Source organism: Paenibacillus sp. J2R1T-4 (genome assembly GCF_059692235.1).
On the sequence record NZ_JCAUBA010000002.1, the window covers coordinates 657,719 to 678,932 of the forward strand.

The 21,214-nt window shown below is 48.7% G+C and carries 15 protein-coding genes, 1 pseudogene and 1 other annotated feature; of the genes and pseudogenes, 4 read left to right on the top strand and 12 right to left on the bottom strand.

The window, feature by feature from the left end:
- Positions 1-57: 57 nt before the first annotated feature.
- The gene (gene asd, locus AC58QD_RS06655) at positions 58-1,143 is read right to left on the bottom strand and encodes an aspartate-semialdehyde dehydrogenase (protein WP_497331411.1); all 1,086 of its coding nucleotides are present in this window, start codon (positions 1,141-1,143) and stop codon (positions 58-60) included.
- 246 nt (positions 1,144-1,389) lie between these two features.
- Positions 1,390-1,655: a binding site (T-box leader), on the bottom strand.
- Positions 1,656-1,992: 337 nt separating this feature from the next.
- On the opposite strand from asd, the gene AC58QD_RS06660 reads away from it, so the two are divergent.
- The gene (locus AC58QD_RS06660; RefSeq protein WP_497331275.1) at positions 1,993-2,385 is read left to right on the top strand and encodes a MoaF-related domain-containing protein; all 393 of its coding nucleotides are present in this window, start codon (positions 1,993-1,995) and stop codon (positions 2,383-2,385) included.
- A gap of 52 nt (positions 2,386-2,437) precedes the next feature.
- Here the strand turns inward: AC58QD_RS06660 and AC58QD_RS06665 are convergent, their stop codons facing one another.
- The 3 genes from AC58QD_RS06665 to AC58QD_RS06675 all read right to left on the bottom strand — a co-directional run bounded on the left by AC58QD_RS06665 (position 2,438) and on the right by AC58QD_RS06675 (position 4,984).
- Positions 2,438-3,325: a helix-turn-helix transcriptional regulator gene (locus AC58QD_RS06665; protein ID WP_497331277.1), complete on the bottom strand. Its 888-nt coding sequence runs from the start codon at positions 3,323-3,325 to the stop codon at positions 2,438-2,440.
- 22 nt (positions 3,326-3,347) lie between these two features.
- Positions 3,348-4,493, bottom strand: coding sequence for a cysteine peptidase family C39 domain-containing protein (locus tag AC58QD_RS06670; protein ID WP_497331279.1), 1,146 nt, complete (start codon positions 4,491-4,493; stop codon positions 3,348-3,350).
- Between the two features lie 212 nt (positions 4,494-4,705).
- A complete protein-coding gene (locus tag AC58QD_RS06675) occupies positions 4,706-4,984 on the bottom strand; it encodes a DUF4177 domain-containing protein (protein WP_497331281.1) in 279 nt (92 codons plus the stop codon).
- 38 nt (positions 4,985-5,022) lie between these two features.
- Here AC58QD_RS06675 and AC58QD_RS06680 point away from each other — a divergent pair, with 38 nt between their 5' ends.
- Positions 5,023-5,367 (top strand): extracellular solute-binding protein, encoded by a 345-nt coding sequence (locus tag AC58QD_RS06680; protein WP_497331283.1) that lies wholly within the window; start codon positions 5,023-5,025, stop codon positions 5,365-5,367.
- 990 nt (positions 5,368-6,357) lie between these two features.
- Entirely contained in the window at positions 6,358-9,051 is a 2,694-nt protein-coding gene (locus tag AC58QD_RS06685) for a DUF4091 domain-containing protein (RefSeq protein ID WP_497331285.1), read from the top strand.
- Between the two features lie 432 nt (positions 9,052-9,483).
- On the opposite strand, the gene AC58QD_RS06690 is transcribed toward AC58QD_RS06685, so the two are convergent.
- The 4 genes from AC58QD_RS06690 to AC58QD_RS06705 form a co-directional block, all read right to left on the bottom strand.
- Positions 9,484-9,909, bottom strand: coding sequence for an NUDIX hydrolase (locus AC58QD_RS06690; protein ID WP_497331287.1), 426 nt, complete (start codon positions 9,907-9,909; stop codon positions 9,484-9,486).
- 229 nt (positions 9,910-10,138) lie between these two features.
- Positions 10,139-10,561 carry a GNAT family N-acetyltransferase gene (locus AC58QD_RS06695; RefSeq protein ID WP_497331289.1) on the bottom strand — a complete coding sequence of 141 codons (423 nt, stop codon included), beginning with the start codon at positions 10,559-10,561 and terminating at the stop codon, positions 10,139-10,141.
- 146 nt (positions 10,562-10,707) lie between these two features.
- The gene (locus AC58QD_RS06700; RefSeq protein WP_497331291.1) at positions 10,708-11,256 is read right to left on the bottom strand and encodes a GNAT family N-acetyltransferase; all 549 of its coding nucleotides are present in this window, start codon (positions 11,254-11,256) and stop codon (positions 10,708-10,710) included.
- A 388-nt stretch (positions 11,257-11,644) separates the two neighbouring features.
- Entirely contained in the window at positions 11,645-12,703 is a 1,059-nt protein-coding gene (locus AC58QD_RS06705) for an RNA-guided endonuclease TnpB family protein (RefSeq protein ID WP_497331293.1), read from the bottom strand.
- Positions 12,704-12,961: 258 nt separating this feature from the next.
- Between AC58QD_RS06705 and AC58QD_RS06710 the strand changes: the two genes are divergently transcribed.
- Positions 12,962-13,336, top strand: a complete 375-nt coding sequence (locus AC58QD_RS06710) for an MmcQ/YjbR family DNA-binding protein (protein WP_497331295.1) — start codon at positions 12,962-12,964, stop codon at positions 13,334-13,336.
- A gap of 2 nt (positions 13,337-13,338) precedes the next feature.
- Here AC58QD_RS06710 and AC58QD_RS06715 read toward each other — a convergent pair.
- The 4 genes and pseudogenes from AC58QD_RS06715 to AC58QD_RS06730 form a co-directional block, all read right to left on the bottom strand.
- Positions 13,339-13,619, bottom strand: a pseudogene (locus AC58QD_RS06715) (MarR family transcriptional regulator); the annotation flags it as partial.
- A 233-nt stretch (positions 13,620-13,852) separates the two neighbouring features.
- Positions 13,853-18,532, bottom strand: a complete 4,680-nt coding sequence (locus AC58QD_RS06720) for a 3-keto-alpha-glucoside-1,2-lyase-like domain-containing protein (RefSeq protein WP_497331297.1) — start codon at positions 18,530-18,532, stop codon at positions 13,853-13,855.
- 292 nt (positions 18,533-18,824) lie between these two features.
- On the bottom strand, positions 18,825-19,019 hold the full coding sequence (locus AC58QD_RS06725; RefSeq protein ID WP_497331299.1) for a hypothetical protein: 195 nt from the start codon (positions 19,017-19,019) through the stop codon (positions 18,825-18,827).
- A gap of 103 nt (positions 19,020-19,122) precedes the next feature.
- Positions 19,123-21,141, bottom strand: a complete 2,019-nt coding sequence (locus tag AC58QD_RS06730) for a Sip1-related alpha-galactosidase (RefSeq protein ID WP_497331301.1) — start codon at positions 21,139-21,141, stop codon at positions 19,123-19,125.
- Between the last annotated feature and the right edge of the window lie 73 nt (positions 21,142-21,214).

A 21,214-nucleotide genomic window follows, 5' to 3' on the forward strand; every position in this document is an offset into this window, starting at 1 on the left:
TGAACGTGCCAGAGTGCTTGCTGTTTTGTCTATCTATTCAAACCGATGTGAGTGCTTTTACTTTGCCTGAATGTATCCTTCCGCTTTGAGCAGTTCAGCGATCAGAACAGCGCCGCCCGCTGCTCCACGTAATGTATTATGCGATAGTCCTACAAATTTATAATCGTATATGGAATCCTCGCGCAATCTACCCGCCGAAACCCCCATACCTCGCTCAATATCACGATCAAGTTTTGTCTGTGGTCTGTTTTCTTCTTCAAAATAAGTTATGAATTGCTTTGGTGCGCTTGGCAAGCCAAGCTCCTGAGGCCGTCCTTTGAATTGGAGCCAGCGATCGAGAATTTCTTCTTTTGAAGGTTTGTTCTCGAACGATACAAATACCGTAGCCAAATGTCCGTCTGTTACTGGAACACGAATACACTGCGTTGTAATAATAGGTGTGCTGGTTTTTATAATTTCACCATTTACAAGGCTACCCCAAATGCGCAGTGGTTCCTGCTCGCTTTTTTCTTCCTCGCCGCCAATATAAGGGATTACATTATCCAACATATCGGGCCAATCGGTAAAGTTTTTGCCAGCTCCGGAAATCGCCTGATACGTCGATGCAACCACTTTGGTTGGTTTGAAATCCAGCAATGCATGAAGTGCAGGCACATAGCTCTGAATCGAACAATTAGGCTTTACGGCAATAAATCCGGTCGAAGTTCCAAGCCTCTTTCTCTGAGCGGCAATCACTGCAATATGTTCCGGGTTAATTTCCGGAATGACCATCGGGATGTCAGGCGTCCAGCGGTGAGCCGAATTATTGGATATCACGGGCGTACCCGTTTTTGCGTATGCTTCTTCCAATGCTTGAATTTCTTTCTTTTTCATATCTACGGCACAAAAAATGAAATCGACTTGATCTGCAACCTCTTCCACTTTCGAAGCGTCCTGAACAACGAGTTTTTTCACTTCTTCAGGAATCGGGACAAGCATCTTCCATCTGCCATGTACAGATTCTTCATAAGTTTTACCCGCCGAACTTGCACTAGCTGCAATCGCTGTTACCTTAAACCACGGATGCTGATCCAGCAACTGAACAAACCGTTGCCCAACCATTCCCGTTCCTCCGATAATTCCTACCTTCAGTTTTTCTGTCATTAGATATTCAAATCCTTTCAAGATGACATGATTAATGGGAGCCTATTCATACATTGGGTTCCTCGGTGAATAACACATTTAACACAAGGAGAATATCCCCATTTATTGTTTATCATCCGAAGTACGTATAGGGCATCCAAGTTCTCCCTTAATAATTATTCAAATAGTCTGATTGTGTACCATATGTTGTGAGCTCTATAATCTTTGAAACAACAAAAAAATCCCACCCCCAAGACATTATTCAGTCTTAGGGACGAGATTTGGTATACTCGTGGTACCACCCCAGATTCGCTAATATGTCACCATATTAACCTCTTCAAGTACGACATTACAGTGTAATGCTTATACTCTAGCTCTGTAACAGGAGCTCCTGACACACCATCTTCCTTTTAATTGGGGTCCGATGTGCTGCTCTGAGGCTTTTTTCAATACAGAATTCCTTACTCCTTTTCAGCTAACGGAGCTCTCTGTGAAAGAATCCCTCTATTTACTCTTCTCTTCATCGCATTTGAATATGGTGATTATATTATCAAATAACCATTGTGAGGTAAACACAATTTTCAAAAAATCGAAAACATTACAAACTTGAACATAACTGCCCGGCCACAACGAGGCTGACGTCCGATTGATATGCTCCCCTATTCTAAGTCCCTACTCTAAAAAAATAATAACCCGCTTAAATATTATTTGAGCGGGTTATTATTCGATATTATGATCTGCAAGGTGCCGTCTCCTGAAGAGGCCGACCCCAACTCGTTACGAGCTCATTTAGTTTAAAGCGACAAAAAAGCTGACATTAGAGCATACGCCTAGATTTTGCATATACTGCTCATAAAGGAGGAGTATTGTATGCATTATCCCAATTTTCATTATGTACAACATAGTCATCAAATCCCTGTTTACGCTGGAAAAACCTATAGATATGATTATGTAGATGGCAATGTCTTTATCATTCATTTCTTCGATCCCACTCATCGATATGATGAAGGGATTGCTGGGCAACATACAGGACACAAAGGTTACTATCAATTTAATTACGTTGAGATAGCCCCTTGTATTTACTTTATGTATTGGTTGGAAGAAGCCTACACAGTTAGCCAAATTATTGATCTTAATAGGATGGTTGTCTATACCCATTATACCTATGATAAAAATGGCGATCGAAAGAGCTTTTTCCATTCTGGTACAATAACCCAACTGTATACAACTTCACATCGTAATCCCAACTCATCACTTTATTGAACTATCCTGCCCGTCAACGAGGCTACCCTGCCGGCAGCCTCGTCCTGTTATATCAAACTAATCTAAGCTTTCTCCGCAATCTGTTGTACGTAAGGTTATGCAGCCAACGTGGGGTTAAGATCTCAAACCCGGTTGGACATGCTAGCAACTTGGCAATGAGCAGATCCTTGTCCATGTATTCTACGCGAAAAGTGCCGGGAACCAACTCCACCGCCCGTATGTCAAGCATTTGTGCATATGACGGGATGTCGAAGCGAATGATTGCAGAATTCATCTCTTCCGTTAAATACGGGAAGATTTCCGCCCTTATTAACAATGGTGTCAGGTCATACGACTGTTCGGTAGGGACTGCATCGCGAAGATCGTCAAGGCGAAACAACCGAATCTCTCCCTCCGGCTCGCAATACCCGGCCACATAGTTTTCTTTGCAATAGACGTAGATCTTATATGGAGACAACAATCCCTCTTCGTTGTCTTCTCGACTTTTGCCGTATAGGATTCGGACCTTGCGGTGTTCCTTGATGGCCTGACTAAGCACGTCAAACCGCGAGAGCATCGCCGGTTCGACCGGGAAAATCGGAATAGACGCGGATGAATCCTCCTTCGTCCCCTCCCCGACAAGTCGGCTAAAGAGCCGTGCTAAATGAGTGGCATGCTCGTTCTCAATGCGTTTGTATTGCTCCGCTAAATAGGCTAACGTTCTCCTATTTTCTTCGGTCATGAACAAGTTAGTTACGGCGTATGAATGTCCATTATAGTAATAACCTCTGCGTTCATGACTGTAGGCAAGAGGTGCGCACATCGAATCCCTCAAATATTCCAAGTCACGCGAAGCTTGCCTGGAAGAAATGGAGAACTTCTCTGCGATCGTTACCGAATTGGGAAAACGGTCGCCACGGATTTGTGAGTCAATCCAGGAGATGCGATGCATATTGCTCATTGTCGAGTCACCCTTCCGAAACCTAGTATAAGGCGTCCGCAATTCGCTCCAATGTTTGAAGGCCTTTGCGCTCCATTTCTTTTGCCCGCTCGAGGTGCTGGACTGCCTGGGAGATGCGAGTTCGGTCTTTCATATCTTCCGGCTTCCTCCCATGGAACGGATACAAGTCCCTAACGCTGCGCAAATGTTCGTGAATAAAATCGTATTCACGCGCACCTTGACGCATGAATCCGGCTGCCTCCCCGCCGATTCTGTCCGCCGCCTCTAGTAGGAATGGGGCCGCCATAGAACGGCACTCCGCCCAAGCTTCAGCGTTGATGGATAATCCAAAACCATCTGTATCCGCCCTAAGGAAGGTTTGCATGAAATTGTCGTACGCTTCGAGTCCTGCCTTGTACCCGTCGAACAGCCATTTTCGAGGACTTCGGGAAAATTCCAAGGCAAATTGAAGAGCCTCTCGCACAATGTCCCTGTCATTCGATGCAATCCCCTTCTCGACCCAGAACATTTCCAAAAGACCGACGTGCTTCGTCGCCAGCCGATCCCAGGCTAAATGGGCTTTTCCCGCGACTGTGAGGGAATGGCCTTGATCGTCCATAATTTCATAAGGTCCTCCGTTGCGTCCAACTACGATATTATCGGACAGCGTTACGCCAAGCGAACGAGCTAGCTCCCTGACCTCGTCATTCGCTATGCCTTTATCGAGCGCTTTAGCCGCCTCAGGACTGACTTGCCATTCCCAATCATCGGTTCCGATCCCCTGGAAAAGGTAGCCTTCTTCATCATACCCGTCCACGACGTAATATTCCGGGATCCCTATCGAATAGCCATAGCAAGGAGTTCCGCGATCGATTGCCCCTTTGACCGATTCCCACGCCGCGAGCTGCTTGAATTGAAAGTCGCTGTCTTTTTGCAACGAGATAACTCCTTCTATGGTGATGCCGAGATTGTTAGCCAGGTTCCGAATCATTTCCGTATCAAACGCTTGGAATCCTCCAGGCTGTCCTTTATTCTCCATGTTCATCAGGAATGCAAAGCCGGTTCCCCCGTACAACCAAGCCCGACTCATTGGTACGCCCAGATAAGAGGCGCATTCAAATATGCAATCCAACTGCGTAATCCAATTTTTTTGCTTATACGTTATACCTTCCAATCGTTTGACCATCATTTTATTTTCCCTTTCTTATGGATCCTTTTTAATACAGTTTAAGGGGAACACCCTGACATATATTGTCATGCTCTATTATTTCAGCAGAAATTTATTATCCATCTCTCAGTCGTCAAACACCCAGGTAGGGATTAAGAACTCCTCTCCTGCACCTGCCTTTTTCGCAGCATCTCCTCTATAATTCGTTAAATTCCTATTTTTTCCTTCCTTGATTAAACGGCAGTCGATTGTCTTGTCGGCTGCCGTTGGTGTCTTTTATAGCTATCGTTATCCGCTAGTTTAGCAACACCTTTTGGTAAGGTAGTGTTTTTTTGTATTGGTCTTTCCAAAATGATTTCGTATAATCCAGGCTTCCCATGACCATTATAGTTTGTCGCTAAGACCTGTACTAATCTCCAACCTTGTGCAGCATATTCATTTCTGGTTTGGCGGTGGGGGGGTGCTGAAAAAAAACCGCCCAGAGATGTTTCTACGTATTTATATTCGAACAATGTTAATTCCACCTTTCTTTACATTATAGGGCTCAGGAATGTTGAAGAAGGATATATACAGAAAAATCAAAGGTGACATTGGGATGTTCGTCGCTTCTTACAGTTATCTTTCTCTGTTATCAACTGAACATAAAGATAATATTGGTGTAGCAGTAACTCCTTCATTTCCAAACAAGTCGCGTGCAGTTTTCGGCACTTCGGGAGGCATAGCTATTTTACAAAAATCTAAGAATCCAGATTTGGCCCTGGAGTTTATCAAGTTCATTACAATGGATAAAAATGAAGTAAGCGAAGAACTTTTCGAAAACCTTGGATTAGGAATGTCCAAGAAACTTACGGAATCCAAAGAAGACGATTGGCTCAGGTTTTGGATGATGAACTAAGAAAAATTGAACAGTTGTCGTAGGTAGCAACTCCCGGTTCACTCATAAATTCGCCAAAAGTCTATATTGGAACAATAAGCAATAAGCTTCACCATCAATCGGTAATTTCTTACCGTTCTCTATCTTGAGATTTTCACCCACTATCCAAGAAAATAGTATCATGCAGTTGACTGAAGCAAATCCTTCAAATACTTCCACGCTCGATAAGTGCTGAACTGTCTGCATTTTTTTACGAATTGTCTGATGTGCAAACTTAACGCGGAGTATAATTTTATTGTACCTTCAATGAAAGCACTTGATTTTATTAAGAAAGGAGCGAAATGAAATCTTTTTCCTTTTCCCTAATTACAGCTTCGGTTCCGGTCTGACTTCATGGACAAAAAACCACTGCTCGGGAGGAATCGCCGTATCTTCGGAACAGGCCCAGGACGGAATTAATCTAAAACGCCTCTTTTCACTAATGCCTTATCTATTAACAACTCCAGCTATTCGTTGATGAGTGCAATATATATCGCATATTGTAATTCATAGAAGTATGATCGACTTGAGACTCCTGGATCACATCGTCATTTTCAACTGCAATCGAAAATCTCCCACACATCGAAACACCTCTATTCATTCCAACGATTTTACGCCGTTATGGTTACCCCTGGCTGGACGTCTATTTAAAAAGGTGAGTTAATTATAGACGACAGATGCTTGGATGAACCCTTCACATTTTGCGATTTATAGGAACTATCTCAAGCGAAAAGCCTGCGAAACCAAGAACCTAATGGCAGCGGCACTTCGAAATCCGTTTCGCATAGCACCCTATCAAAGTCATTTGGTTAGTCTAAATATGAACATTAGCATCATATTTGAGGTATGTGGCATTAGCAGACTCAGTCGTGCCTTGTACAGGACCTTATTTTGCGGGCTTCTTGTTAGATTGTTGTAAGCGCTTTTTTGGGGAATATGCCCGGGCAATCCAACAAAAAGGAGGATTAACAAGTGAGAAAATGGATAAGTTATGTGTTGATTTTTTGTTTCTTGTGGGGAAGTGTATCCACGACAGTTTTGGCAGAAGATTCACAGACTGCACAACCAACTGGTACAATATACAATTTTAAAGACCTCAAGGTCACGGAGGCTACGCTGGGTACGCGTTACATGCCCCCATCAGAACTCGGACTTTCTTTGGGAGCATTGCTGTTCAGAAATTCGGTAGGACCGGGACATCATGTGACGGTTGCGTTTGAGGTAGCTCAAGCGGATGAGTATGAGATTGATTTGCAAGCGTACAGGGCACTCACCTACGGTATTTACGAAATCAAAATTGACGGCGAATCCGTCGGTCAATACAATTTTCATGCTCCTACCAACGGACCTGGCGAGTTTGAAGCCTTAACAACAATGTTTTTAACAGAAGGAACTCACCACATCACTTTTGAATGTGTAGGTAAGGCTGCGACGTCTAGCAGCTATTTTGTGTCCTTCATGCAGTTGATGTTATTAAATGAGGAAGATCGTGAAGCCAGATACCAGCAAGCAATGCACATCATCTACACTGCCCGGAATGAGCTTCAAACCGTAAGCAGCAAGATTCCTATAAGCGACGCTGTTGAGAATCAGGCACTCAGGACTCAATCGGTAAAGTTGAATGGCCAACTCCAAGGGTTGGAGGAACAGGGAGTGCAATCGAAGGAAAACCCTTCCGCCTTACGCGCCCTGAAAGTCGAAGCCGAACGAATTTCCTTGGAGATTAAAAGACTGAACAACTTCGTCGAGGCGAGAAAGGCTCGTCCGTCCTCGGCATTCGGTTTAACTACCGCGGATACGATGAGCCTGGTGTATCCGCGCGATTTGCCGTGCCGCTCGTGTTCGACTGGTCCGGCCGAACTAACGCTGGCTCAAGGAGAATATGAGAGTCTTCAAGCCGTAGTAATGCCTTATGGAGAGACCTTGCGTAATTTGAGCGCAGAGATCACAAGCATCAAAGGCCCAGAAGGCGATGAAGTCCCGGCATCGCTGTTCCGTGCATCCGTCAACCCGCTCGGCTCAGTCTATGTAAAAAAGACTCCTGTTACGCTGCCGGCCTTGGGGGACCGACCGAAAGATTATGAGGGCTGGATCCCTGACCCGGTTCGGACGGATATTTCCAGCGTGGATGTTGCCGCTTGGGATATGCAGCCGTTCTGGATCGAGCTGTACACAGGCAACAAAGCAAACCCAGGAACATATCGTGTCACTGTTCAATTCTCTGCTGACGGGAAGGTCGCCGAAGTTCTGGAGATCGATGCGGTGGTCTGGCCGTTCGCCATTCCAGATCGCCCCGATCTGGCCACATCCATCACGACAAAGTCAGTGAATCCATTCGCTCAAGCAAAGTTTTCGGAACGTTGGTATATTCTGGAGGAGATTTACAATATCACCGACGCAGAGGAATTTGCAAAACTGGAAGATAAATATATTGATTTGCTCGAAACCTTTAAAATTGAACCGGATCTCATTTATAATACAAAACCGCCCACTGTGGAGGAATTGTTGAAGATTAAGCACGAATGGGGATTGCGTCAATTTAACATCATCTACCTTCCCCCATACTCGATGAATTTTGATATGAACAAGCCGGGAACATGGCAACCGCAGATCGACAAAATTTTACTGACAATCGAAACCGCTATGGTGGAATACGAACAAGCAGGATTGGCGGATAAAGCATACATCTATGGATTTGACGAAAGCAGTCAGTTGGGCTTGGCTAAGGAGATCTTCAGACAGATTAAAGAACGCTTTCCGGATCTGCCTATTATGACAACTTATTTGGACAGATCACTAGGTGTAGATACCGGTTTGGCCGGGCTGGTTGACATCTGGGTGCCCGGTGTAGAGCTTATCAACCACGATGCGAGAATCAGAGCGCAGAATCGAGGCGCCAAGGTGTATTGGTATACTCATCAGGCCGTGAGGGATCCGCTTCCGAATTGGTTTAATGGGTATGCGCCGAGTGACACCCGCGTTCTCTTGGGGCCGATGTCGCACAAGATGGATGTAGATGGATTTTTGTACTATAACATCGCCAGATGGGTCAATCGTGGCCCGATGGATGACGGAATATTGAGCAACTGGGACCCGCGGACGTATCCCACTGCCAACGGAGACGGATCGCTGTTCTATCCGGGTGCGGACGGTCCACTAGCTTCACAGCGGATGCATAACTTCCGGGACGGTTTGGAGGATTATAACCTGTTGAACGTGTTGGAAGCCTCGATCGAACGCGCAGATGAGGCTGGAATATCCGATAATCTCCTTACAGAGGCTAAAGTGCTATTGAACGCCGATGCCGTCGTATCCACGGAGAGAGTATACACGAAGGATGCTTCCATATACCGGAAATGGCGCGAAGAAGTATCTCAGATGATCGTTCAGCTCATGACTGCCGACATCATCGAAAGAGAGTTGGAAGCTTATATAGCAACAGGCAACCTGAAGCAGCCGCTTGCCAGCCAACTGACCAATCATCTCACGCAAGCGGTTCATCATCGCAAAAAGGGACAGGACGAACAGGGGCTGCACAGCCTTGCCCTTTTTGTTCAACATTTGAATAATGAACAACACGCCGATACCGTCAGTGAAGAAGCGAAGGCTCGTCTGGATCAGGATGTGCGGCTACTGATTGCCAAATGGCAGAAGCCCGCTGAATAAGGTTCAATGAATGAAAAAAGGAGCCCCCTTAGATAGATGTAACGAAGGAATGAAAGGGCTATGACCCGTTGAGACATGGGAGCGAAAATCGCTAAGGGCCATGTGGAGAATACGTGCAGCATTTGGATCGATTTAGGTGAAGCTACTCCCACCTGGGTTCGGCACTCCTTCTAACGAGTGAAACTATCAATCGTAACTTTCTCTCTTAAATCATCCTAATTTAAGCTGGATAAAATTCTGCGAATACACGAGCTTTTGCGTGAGAATATCAAATTATTTCGAGGGAGCGTAGCAAAGGGCTGCCACTACGGCAGCCCTTTTTGAACATCATCGACCCCTTCCTTGGAAAACCATGAGCTATCGTGATCCGTTAATTGTTCCCCGAAACGTAAATACGTTGATAGATGGTGCCTGCGGCTTCTTGAGCTACCATCATATATTCTTCTCATCATTAAACTCAATACAAAAAGGTTGGATTTCAGGTCTTAAACAGTGCTCTATTCTTTTTCTGAAATCTTTCCATTCAACCTTTTTTAGTGCTTCATCTATCGGGAAGTATCCCGTCTCCAAACTTTCTGATGATTGTATTAATTCTCCACCTATTGGCTTGGCTAAAAATAGGGTGTTACAAATTGAATTTCCTACGTTTTGAAATATTCCGCAGAATTTGATAATTTCAATGTCTATTCCGGATTCTTCTTTTGTTTCTCTTATTGCAGCTTGACTTAAGGATTCCCCTTCTTCTACTTGACCACCAGGCATCTCCCAGCCTCTTCTTGGTCCCTTAATAAGTAATAATTCATTCTTTTCATTCACTACAATAGCCGCTGCAGAAATGATATGTTTCGGTGTACTCATCGTATTACTCCTTAGAATCGTAATATGTATTTTAAGCTCTTTAGTTTTTAAGCTCTTTAGTTTTTAAATTCGCGAAGTGATTGTCTTATTAGTCCGAGTTATTAAGCCATTGCCTGGATTAATTAGATCCTGAATTTTGTAGCCATTCTCTATCGACAACCCGATCCACTCATTTTCATCGTCGAATAATTAAACTCTCGTTCGCAGACAGCGTAATGAAACAACTATTCTAATTGATGTCTTTTTTCAAATAATAATGAGTGTGTCTGCCAGCGTTATGTATCGTTCCAAACACTTCATATCCTTGTTTTTTATAGAAATCTATCGCTTGAAAGCTCATGGTATCTAATTTAATGAAATCACACTTTTTCTCTCTAGCAATTTCTTCGGCTTTTGACAATAGTTTCTTTCCGTATCCAAATTTTCGGTAGGCTTCATCTACAAAAAGGTACTGTACCTCTAACCAATTCCAGCATATTTCACCAACCAAACCTCCGTAAATATTTCCATCAACATCTTTCAAATACAGGTTAACCACTTGGTATCTGCCCTTCAAATCATCAGGGAAATGCTTATGATTAAACTCAATCATTTTGTTTACTACATAAGACTTGTCGGTATTATTCGTCTCGTCATATATTTGGAATTCCAAGCGATTCTCTCCTCATCAACCACTATAATATAATAACATTAATTTACCATTAAACCCCAGATTATGGAGGTAAAAACACTTATTATTAAACTAAACTCCCGTTTCTTCAGAAAACAAAAAAGGAGCCACGAAAAGCAGCTTCTACACTAAAGTATACCATTAGCAGAATTTTGATTTGTATGAAATAAAACATGTTTGTTTAAAGGACTACTTTTCTCAACTTTCGGATGATTGAAAGTTTTAATAAAGCTCATACCGATTTTTATCATTACGTTTTTCGAAGGGTTATTAACATCGGCTGTAAAACTATAAACATCAATAAAACCCAATTTGTTAAATCCATATTGTAAACAAGCTTCCGCTCCCTCAGTTGCATATCCTTTTCCCCAAGCATCTTTTTTCAGTCGCCATCCAATTTCTATACACGGTGTAAAATCAGCCTCGAATGTGGTCCTATGAAATCCAATAAACCCTATAAAGTCTTTACTTTCTTTTACCTCTACGGCATATAACCCAAATCCACATTCTTTAAACTCGGATACAATTGATTTATAGAACACATTTGTTTCTTCGGATGATAAGGTTTTAGGAAAATACGTCATAACCTTTTCGTCCGCATTTAGTCGACTAAATGGCTCTAAGTCCGTTTCTTCCCAGTCGCGTAATTGCAATCTCGATGTCTCAAAATATATCATTTTACACCTCCCAAAGAAGTATTAATGGACAGCTTATCATACTATCCTGCCCATTCAATAAGGCTTCCGATAAATTCCTGCGACAGCTTCTTATTTTAGATGTTTTTCACTCGTTCTCATTAACAAACAAGTTGACTTCTACCATATTATCATTGTTACCAATTCTTTCAAATGGAAGTTCTAAGCGGCCCATAACAATGAAAGAACACTCCTATTTAGTGGGGAATGTCTTCTTTTTGACACTCCACACGGCTAAAGCCGTGGGATTCTTGGTCGTTAGCGTCCGCAGTCCATTTCTGTTTTGGACAACGCCCAAGTTCAATGTCAAAACTTCGTTTTGACACAGGGCTGTGCCATCAGCCCGTCCTAAGACAGTGCATCTAGCATCTTAGGCTGACAGACTGTTACCGTCTATCGCAGGTTGATGCATGATATTGATTGCTCCAACCCTGTCGCGGTGTGCGTGGAAGCCGCATGCTGGACATTGATACGTTCGGTCCTTTGCTTTGTTGCGTTTACCGCACGTCGGGCATGTTTGTGAAGTGTAGGCAGGATTCACTTCAACAACTTGGATACCCGCCAATGCAGCTTTGTACGCAATAAATATTTGCAATTGATAGAACGACCAGTTATGCAGGTTTTTAGCGTTTTTACGACTTGTTCTTGTCGTTTGGCGAATGTTCGTTAATTTCTCGATCTTGATGACCGCTACTTGTTCTTCAATCGCCAAGTTCACGATCTGTCGGCTGATTTTGTGGTTTTGGTCTTTCATATAGCGCTGTTCCTTGTTTGCTTGCTTTCGGATGGCGGATAGCTTCTTAAGTTTGCCCATCTTTCTTCGACGCTGGTTGAACTTACGACGGACGTATTTGTTCTGTCTCCCGTTGCCAACAAACTTTGTTTTGCCTGTTGATGTGACAACAACGGCTGGTACTTTCAAGCCAAGATCAACACCCATCGTCACATCGCCAACCGTTTGTTCGGTGGTTACTTCAATTGCAATTTGAACATACCATCTGCGCGACTTTTCAACCAATTTGAGAAGTCCCCGTTTTCCGCTAGACAGCCTATTTTTCTCTCGTTCTGTTATACGAGATGAGATGGAGAGCCGCTGCGTTTTCCCATTCATCATAACCGGAAACGCAACGGTGTTGTCACCAATCGAATAATTTTGATTATTTACATAGTAGACTCTCCGTTTTAATATCGGATGTTTTTCTTTCGTTTTCGATTTGTTATGAATGCTTCGCGCATCTCGAATGACTTGATTCTTTACCGCTGATGGAAGACTGGCTTGTATATCTTTTGATGTTAGCTTTGGAAAAGCCCCCAGTAGTTTTGCTTGCTCTGTTAACTGATTGACCGTTTCCACATATTGTTTTCCAAGTTCCCGCAATAAGTCTGGATGGGTTGGAAAAATACGAACTTGAACCGTTACGGTTTGCACGTTTCCACCTCCTTTCGAACATTTGTTTGAATATATTCATTATACCAAACAAATGTTCGTATATAAAGTCATTAAAAATAACAAGAAAATATAGAGATGTAGGACAATTAAACTGCCCGGTGGACAGCCCTTGTCCTAAGCTGATTCATCCCATGCCTGAAGGAATGGGCTTTCTCGGCTGATATCTGTAATTGTTTGAGCTATATTGCAAAGCGCAGTATAATTTTATGTACCATATCAGGAGGTGAAACTAATACAATGCTCTCTCATGAATCCATTATCAAGCATACTATGCGCAAGGCCGGGGTCACTGTTCGGACTCCATTCGATCCGAACATGAATGTCCTCTTCGTTGGGGATAAAATGTTCGCCTTGCTCGGTGGCTCGTCCGAGCGTCCCTCAGTGAATCTAAAGGCGGACCCGGAAGATGCTTTCATTCAACGCCAGCAATATCCGAACGCGATTCTGCCCGGCTACCATATGAACAAAAAGCACTGGAACACCATCATCTTGGATGGGACAGTGCCTGATCGTGAGCTATACGAGATGGTAGACGAGTCTTACCAACTCGTCTTTCGGAGTCTGCCCAGAACGGTAAAGAATGAACTTAACTTGTCTTACAGACAGGGATAAAGTTCGGTAAATCCCGCTAAAGCGACATTATTCGAATGATCATTTTCTCTTTTTATTTTTTTGTTAAGTTCATCATCTTTCTTTTTCAATAAAGCCATTCATTTCGAGCTTTTGTATTGCAAGAGCTGCGGTTGTTCGGTCTACTTTAATCATTTCAGCTAACTTTTCTTGAATAATTCCTGGGTTTTCACATATTCCGACAAGGTACAAATACTGCCCTTTTTATAAGGTTATATATTAAAAATTCTATATTGCTTATAGAATTTAATGCCCTCGCGATCATTCCAATTTCACGGGGGTATATTTGTGTCAAAATCAATTGACACAAATATACCCCCAATCAAGCTAAAAGTCCTGCAAATTCAGGAAGTTGATTGGGGGGTGTTTTGTGTCAATCGACATAACACAATTATTTCGTTAGGTCATCATAATCTGGAAGCAATACGTTGACTGATGTATCAGATTCATTGGGAATAGTCTGATCTGCAGCTGCTATTATCTGTATGGCGGAAGCTGTCACTCCACCGTCACATAGTCGAACTCGGCATCGGTACCGTATGTCCGGAACCCGATCTTGCCCGCGCTCATGCTGGAGTCGGTCACATTGATTTTCTCGACGCCGTTCACGTAGCATTTGATCGAATTTCCATTGAGGACGACCCTCAACGTGTACCAAGTGTTCAACTGCTGCGGCAGCGGCACACTGGCGATCTGGCTCCATGTTTGCCCGTCCTTCTTCATCAACCGCAGCTGGCCGTCGGGTCGGCGCAAATTCAACCAATAGTAATGATTGTCGTCCGTCATGCGGAACACGAGACCTGCGCCGGTGGCAAACCCGTTTTCTGCCGTCATTTTTACCCTAGCTTGAACGGTGTAATCGGTCCACGCCGCATTTCCGGCCGAAGATACCGCTTCTCCGCTCGCTCCGGACTGCACGTACACAAGCGTGGCGTCCGGCGCCAGCTTCCAGTTCGCGCCTGCTGTTGTCCAGCCCGCCGTATCACCATCCTCGAAATCGTCGTACAGCAAATATACGGGCGGTGTCGGACCGGGCGGCGTAGGCGTCACCGCCTCGGGCGGAATTTCGTACGCGACGGTAACGTCGTCGAAGCGGGCCGACGTCTTGAAGGAGCGGAAGCCGATTCCGCCGGCGGGCAAACTGCCGTCCATCACGTCGAATACTTTGACGCCGTTCACATACGCTTTGATCGAATCGCATTCGATGATGACTTTTACCCGGTGCGACTCATTCAGCGGAAGCGGAAATGGAACGGTCGATCCGATTTGACTCCACGTACCCCCGACCTTCTTCATGAGCCTCAACTCATTCGAAGGAACTTTCAAGTTCAACCAATAGTAATTGTTGTTGTCCGTGCGGTGGAAGGCGAGACCGGTCCCGCTGGTGTCCGTTCCGCCGACGCCGGTCAGCTTGATTTTCGCCTCGGCAACATAATTATTCGCCGCGGAAGTGCCGTCGTGCCAGCTGATCGCCTCGCCGGCGACGGACGACTGATCGTAGGCGTACGTACCGCCTTCGGCGACGACCGACCATACGCCGCTGCCCGACTTCTGCCAATCGGATGCGTTCCCGTCCTCGAAGCCGTCGGCGAACGGCGCCGGGATCAGATTGGGAAGAGGCGCCCCGAATTGCACTTTAAAATCGTCGACGTTCGTCGCCGTATTGTATACGCGTACCCCGGCCTTGCCTGAAGCCGGACCGGAATCCGTGACGTCGACGAGCTTCGCTCCGTCCACGTATGCTTTGATCGAGCCGCCGAAGGCCTCGATCTTCACCGAGTACCAGCTGTTCAAACTTTGAGGCAGCGCGGCCGCATACACTTGACTCCACACGGTGCCCGACTTTTTCATCAGCCGCAGCTTGTTATCCGGCCGCCGCAGATTGAGCCAGTAGTAGTTGTCGCCGTCCGCATGCCGGAATACGATACCGGAGCCCGTCGAGCTAGGCCCTTCGGCCGTCATCTTGATCCGGGCTTCGATCACGCTGTCGTACGCGGAAGTCCCGTCCGCAATCGCGATATATTCGCCGATCGAGTCGGACTGGCGCAGCACTTTCGTCCCATCCTGCACGACCGACCACCCGGTTCCGGAGGCGGTCCACCCAAGGAAGTTGCCGTCCTCGAAGTCGTCGGCGAAAGGCGCTTGCAGCGTCGTGGCCATAGCTGCAACCGAAGCAGCCGACTCGTAGCCGGCGGTGTTCACGGCCGTCGCCTTGTAATAGTAAGATGTCGACGGTGCGAGCCCCGTGTCCCAATAACGGGTTTCCGCGCAGCAGGCGATTTTCGACTCCCACGACGGCGCAAAGTCCGGCGTCGTACCGCGGTACACGTTGTACGTGTTCGCTCCCGCCGTGTCTGTCCAATCGAGCTCGATCACCCCGCTGCCGCGCCCGGTCGCGGTCAAGCCCGCAGGCGCCTCGGAGGCCAGCTTCAATGTCCCCGGGACGCCGGAAGCGAGAGAATAACTGACGCCGCCGACCGTCAGGCGCTCCACCGCCGTCCCGACTTGGATTGCGGCATTCAGCTCGGGGCGCGGATCGGTGATCGACACCCCGTCGAGCGTCACGTTTGCGGCGTTTTCCAGCTTGATCGCCGCAATGTCGCCGTCCAGCGTCCGAACGCCCGCCGCCGTCGTGATCGTATTGGCGCCCGCGAACGTGACCGTATCGGCGCCGGCGATCAGGATGGCGTTCCGGATCGGATCGCGTATCGTATTGTTAAGGATCGTAATGCCGCGGATTCCCCGCGAATCCGACACTTGCTTGTCGGCCTTCTCGCCGAATATTTGAATGCCGCTCGCCGTCAACTTGCCGCCCTTGGCCGCGCTGTTGATATCATTCAAGTAATTGTTGCCGTTAAACGTATTGCCTTCGATTGTCAACTGCTCCGCCATCGGCCCTTCATACGCGAACGGTCCCGGCTCGTTTTGCACGGCGATTCCCGCCCCGCCGAGGTCGGTGAACGTGTTGTTCCGGATCACGCCGCCGCTGCCGGGCCGCACGAGAACTCCGTACCGCCGCGATTCCCGGAACGTCGAGCCGCTTACCTCGTAGTTTTGGAAATTTTTCGTCAGGTTGAAAATCGAGTCCGCCGTCGACATGTCGTCGCCGCCCGTCATACCCGGAATCACCCGGTCCAGCGTCAGAATCGCCCTGCTCTTCAACTCGAAGCCGTTTACAGGCGCCATTCCGACGATAACCGCCGTTCCTCGGATTCGCCCGGTTCCTGGATCGAACACTTGAATCGTATCGCCGATCGCGTAAATGCCGGTAATTTTCGCGTAGATTTGCGTCGGGGATTTCGCTTCGATCAACTGACTCGGATGCTGGTAAAAGTTGATCGCATCGTCCAGCATCCCTTCGAACGTCGAATTCCGCACGACCGGCCCGTTTGCGGAAAACTGGATGTGGATGCCGTCCGCCGGGGTCGTCATTACCTGATCCGGGGTACGGCGCAGAACGTTCAGGTTGTCGACCGTCACGTAGCCTTCCAAATTTTGCCCCGTAATCGTCGTCCCCGCCCCTTTATAAACGGTCACGCCTTCGATGGCAATGTTGCTGTCGTTGCGCAAGTCGAACACGTTGAAGCCGGTCCCGCGGTAGCTGAACGCGAATTTGTCGTTTTGCTCGATGTAGCCCGCCGCGCACACTTTGGAAGTCAGGTAAGACGGGAGCTGCAGCCTGTAGGTGTTCGCGCCCAGCTTCTCCCACGACTGCACCGTGACGAGGTTCGGCGCCGCCTCCTTTTGCAAATCGAAATTGGTCGGATCGCGCACAACTCCCCATCTGGAAGGCATGAGCGCCGTACGCGGATCGTCCAAAATATACCCGTACCCGGCGTCGGGCGCGAAGTCTACCGTAGCCGCCGGGCCGTTGCAAGCGGTGATAACCCCTTGCGTAAAAGGCGGCTTCTCGTAATCGACCGTGAAGCCTTTGATCGCAATGCCGGACGAATCCTGAAATTTGAACGCCCCGTAGAAAGGGTCAGCGAACATCAGCTCCGTATTGTTGCCGCGCAGCGTCAGTCCGCCCGTAGCCCCTTTGTAATGAAAATAAAAGTTTGAGATTAGCGGGTTTTGCGGTTCGAAGCGTACACTGTCGATTTCCACCGTACCAGAAGCGGCCCCGGCGGCTGGTTCGATGCGGATTTGCCGGACGATGCCGTTGTAATACAGGCTGTTGAGCGGTATGACGTATTCCTTCACGTCCGCGTCGCCGGCCGAAATCGCGAACGTCATCGACTTTTTGTCGTCCCACACCAAGTCCGTATCGGTAATATAACGGATTCTGCCCTGGAGGGCGGAAGTGTTGTTTTTCATCCGCAGCTTGAGCGTACCGTACCGTCCGGCGTGAAGGCTCAAATATTCCGGAGACAACACGGCGGAGTCGCCTGCGGCAACCGTCAGTTGGTAGCGGCCGCCCGCAACGAGACCGGATCCGCCAAGAGCCGTCCAACCATCGGAGACTCCGTCTGTATCGAACTTCCATTCCGCCGCGGTCGCAACGTCTGCCCGGATCGAATCGATTTCGATCGTCCCCGAGCCGGCTCCGTTTTCCGGGTCCAGCCTCAGCTTCTTGATCATGTTGCCCGCCCATTTCGGGTGGTAGCTCAAATCGACGGTATATTCGGTAAACCCGGCGTCGTTCGGCTTGATCGGGAACGTCTCACTTTTGGCGACCGACCACGCCGCGTCGTCCTGGGTTGTCCACCAAATCGACGCCGACGTGGCGGCGGTGTTGTTTTTCATTTGGATCCGGACGTTAAAGAAGCGGTCTCCGTCGATGGCGAGCGCGCCGGGCGAGATCATGTACGGGTCCGTTCCGCTCGGAGCGAGCGTCAATACTCCACCCGACACGGTGCCGGACAATTGATTCGCCAGCGTCCATCCGTCTAGGCTGCCGTCCGTATCGAACCGCCACTCGCGCGTCGGCGAACCGACCAAATACCGGCCCGTCGCGAAGACGACCTCCGCTCCCCCCGGCGTTCGCACAGCTTCGTCGATCGCCGTCCGTATCGCTTCCCCGTCATCCGTGCCGTCATTCGGAACGGCGCCGTAGTTCGCCACATGAATCACGGTGACCGCCGCTTTCGCGACAGGCGCGAACAAGCCTGCTTCCAAGACGCCGAATGACAGGCAAACGATCGCAAGCCATGCCGCTGCTTTTGCCAACTTTTTCATTCCATTCCCTCCCTAAGTTTCGGGTTGAATCGACTTTTCGATCCATGTAAGCGCTTACCTCGAAGTTCGCGTTTTTGTTGTTCCAGCTTTCTCAGGCGCTCATAATCCACAAACACTTGAGACTGTTCCGGGATCGCTCCTGACCCATACTGCCTGATCCACTGACTTAAGGTACTCTTAGGATTTCAACGATAGAGCCGATCGTGAAGCGAAGCGTCCGAGCCGGCTGCCACGCGTTCGAATTTGACGGCGTCGGCATGAACGAACGTATTGCTCTGCGTCGTCACCTTCGTCAGCTTGACGTACTCGGCCCCCAGCTGTCGAACGAGAACGTTCCGAGCACCGCCCAATCGGATGTTCCTTGCGTAGCGTCGACATACTGCGTATCCGCCGAGCCGCCGGGGACGATATCGAGCTTGATATGGGGATCGTCCGTGGCCGTCTGCCTTTTGACCTTGAAGAACGAAACTTTATACAAACCCTGCAAAGTCCCCGCGGGAGGCGAAGGAAGCCAGTGTCAAAATCATTGCAATAAGCCATATAAGCGGCTTGCGCATCTTTTCACAGTTTACGAATTCAGCCTCCTCGCATTATTTGCGACGTATTCGCATGACAGCATACTTTTGTCCCGCCGGCGGCTCGAAACGCCACAACCGGCCGTCCACCGTTGCCGGCGTGCAGCCGTCGGCCTCCAGTTGCCCATAGGCGCTCCAAACCGCGAAGGGACCGCTCTCTCTCAAACGGACGATCAATTCTTGCGCGGAGGCCGAAATCGTTTCGACCGCCGCCGCAGACAAGTACTTGTCGGTGCGGCCGATGGCCGACCAGCCGTCGCGAATCGGCGTCAGCATGTAAAACCGGTTCCCGTATCCCGGAAGCTTATAATTGTGCGGACCTTCCAAGAGGGATGCGCTCTGTGCCAGCCAATCATAAATGACCAACCCTTCGGCCGGGACCGTCCACACCGTCTGCTCTGTCTGCAGCATGCAGCCGGCTTCGGTATAATGCTCAGGACGAATCGATCCCTCTAGCGGCACCTCCGGTTCCGACAAATTGTAGGCGACGACGGCGGCCGCCCCTCCCTGCAGTGGAGCGATTACGACATAAGGCTTCTCCCCTTCCAACGGATTGTCAAACAAACATTCGCGCAACGGAACCGCCGGCGCTTGAGGACGGAGCAGCTCTCCGTCCGAGTAGCACAACGGGAGAACGTTGCCCGCATTGAATGCCGCCGGGTTGTCGGACAAGTAGACCGGTCCGCCGGACATCGCCTTGGAAATCGCCATCACCTGGCCGCTCACGGCGTCGCCGGAATGGAACATGTCGTGGTCGCCCCATACCGTTTGGCCCAACGACGGCATATTTCCGTAGGAATTGTGCAGGTGCCGGCGCGCCCGACCCAGGTCGCCGACGGCGTAATCCTCGCTGCAGCGGGTAACCGCGCTCATTCTCGTGTTGAACATGCAGACCGCATTATGGGCCATACAATTGATCAAGCCGTCCAATTGGCGGGCGCAAGCGGTCTCCAAAGCCTGCGCATTATGCGTCGCCCGCTCCGAGCCGTTGTCGGTACCAGTATTGAGCTTCACGTTCTGCGCCTGATTGTCGACTTTGACGAAATCGAAGCCTGCTCCCCGCACCACGCCGATCATTTCTTCATAGAAGGCAAGCGAATCGAGAAACGAATTCTTCGGCTGAAGCCGGTCTCCCGGCACCTGCTCCAAGTGGGATCCAAGTTCGCCGAATTCGTGGTCCGGGCTAATCCCGCCCCAATAGCCGTTAAAGTTCAGCCACAGTCCCATCCACTTGATTCGTTCTTCCGTCCGGCGATTCAGCAGCGCCGACCAGCCGTTCGGAAATTTATTCACGTCCGTGCGGAAGCTGATGAGGCGGCGCATCGCATCGGCGTGCAGGTGGCCGTCGTCCACCAGAACATACCGGACCGGCAGCCCGGATTCCTCGATCCGATCTACCGCTTGAAGCAGCATCTGTTCGTTGATGTCGAACTTGTACTCCTCCCAGCTGCACCAGCCCAAATAGCGGAATATCTCAGGATATTGCTTTTCTTCCCGCATTCGGACTGATCCGCCCAGCCGTTTGTCGGAGATCGCCGTCTCCCAGACGCTCCGGCAGGCTGCATACGGATCGGAGGCCTCGGCCCAAGCGCAGAGCGGGATGCTGTCCGCCTCTATCCGTCCGGTGCCGAACGTGCCGATCTCCAGCATCAGCCTGCCGTCTTCCTCGGCAAACCAAGCCAGCGTCTTCGGGCCGGCAACGGCGAGCAGCGCCGCATAGTTGCCGCTTTGCAGCTGGAGCAGGAGGAAGTGCCCGCCGATCGCGAGGCCGTGAAAATCCCGGACAGCCAAAGGCTGGATGCGATTACAGCCGTCCGGCCACGCCTGGGTATGTCCAGGGATCGGGTCATACTTCTGGAACGGGGCGAAATAGGAGGCTGCATCGAAGGACGGCAGCTCCACCGCGTACCGCAAAATCACGCCGCGGTCGTTCGGGAGATACGAGCCGCTCTGCTCCGCCATCATTCCGCTCTTCCGCTCCAAACCGACAAAGGATAGTGTTTTCAGCTGCACATCGGCAGTTGGATTTCCCATAATTCATTCTCCTCTTTCTTTTCTACTAAAACAGCGTCCGCCCCACCGCAGTCAACAAAGCGATGGGAGCTGA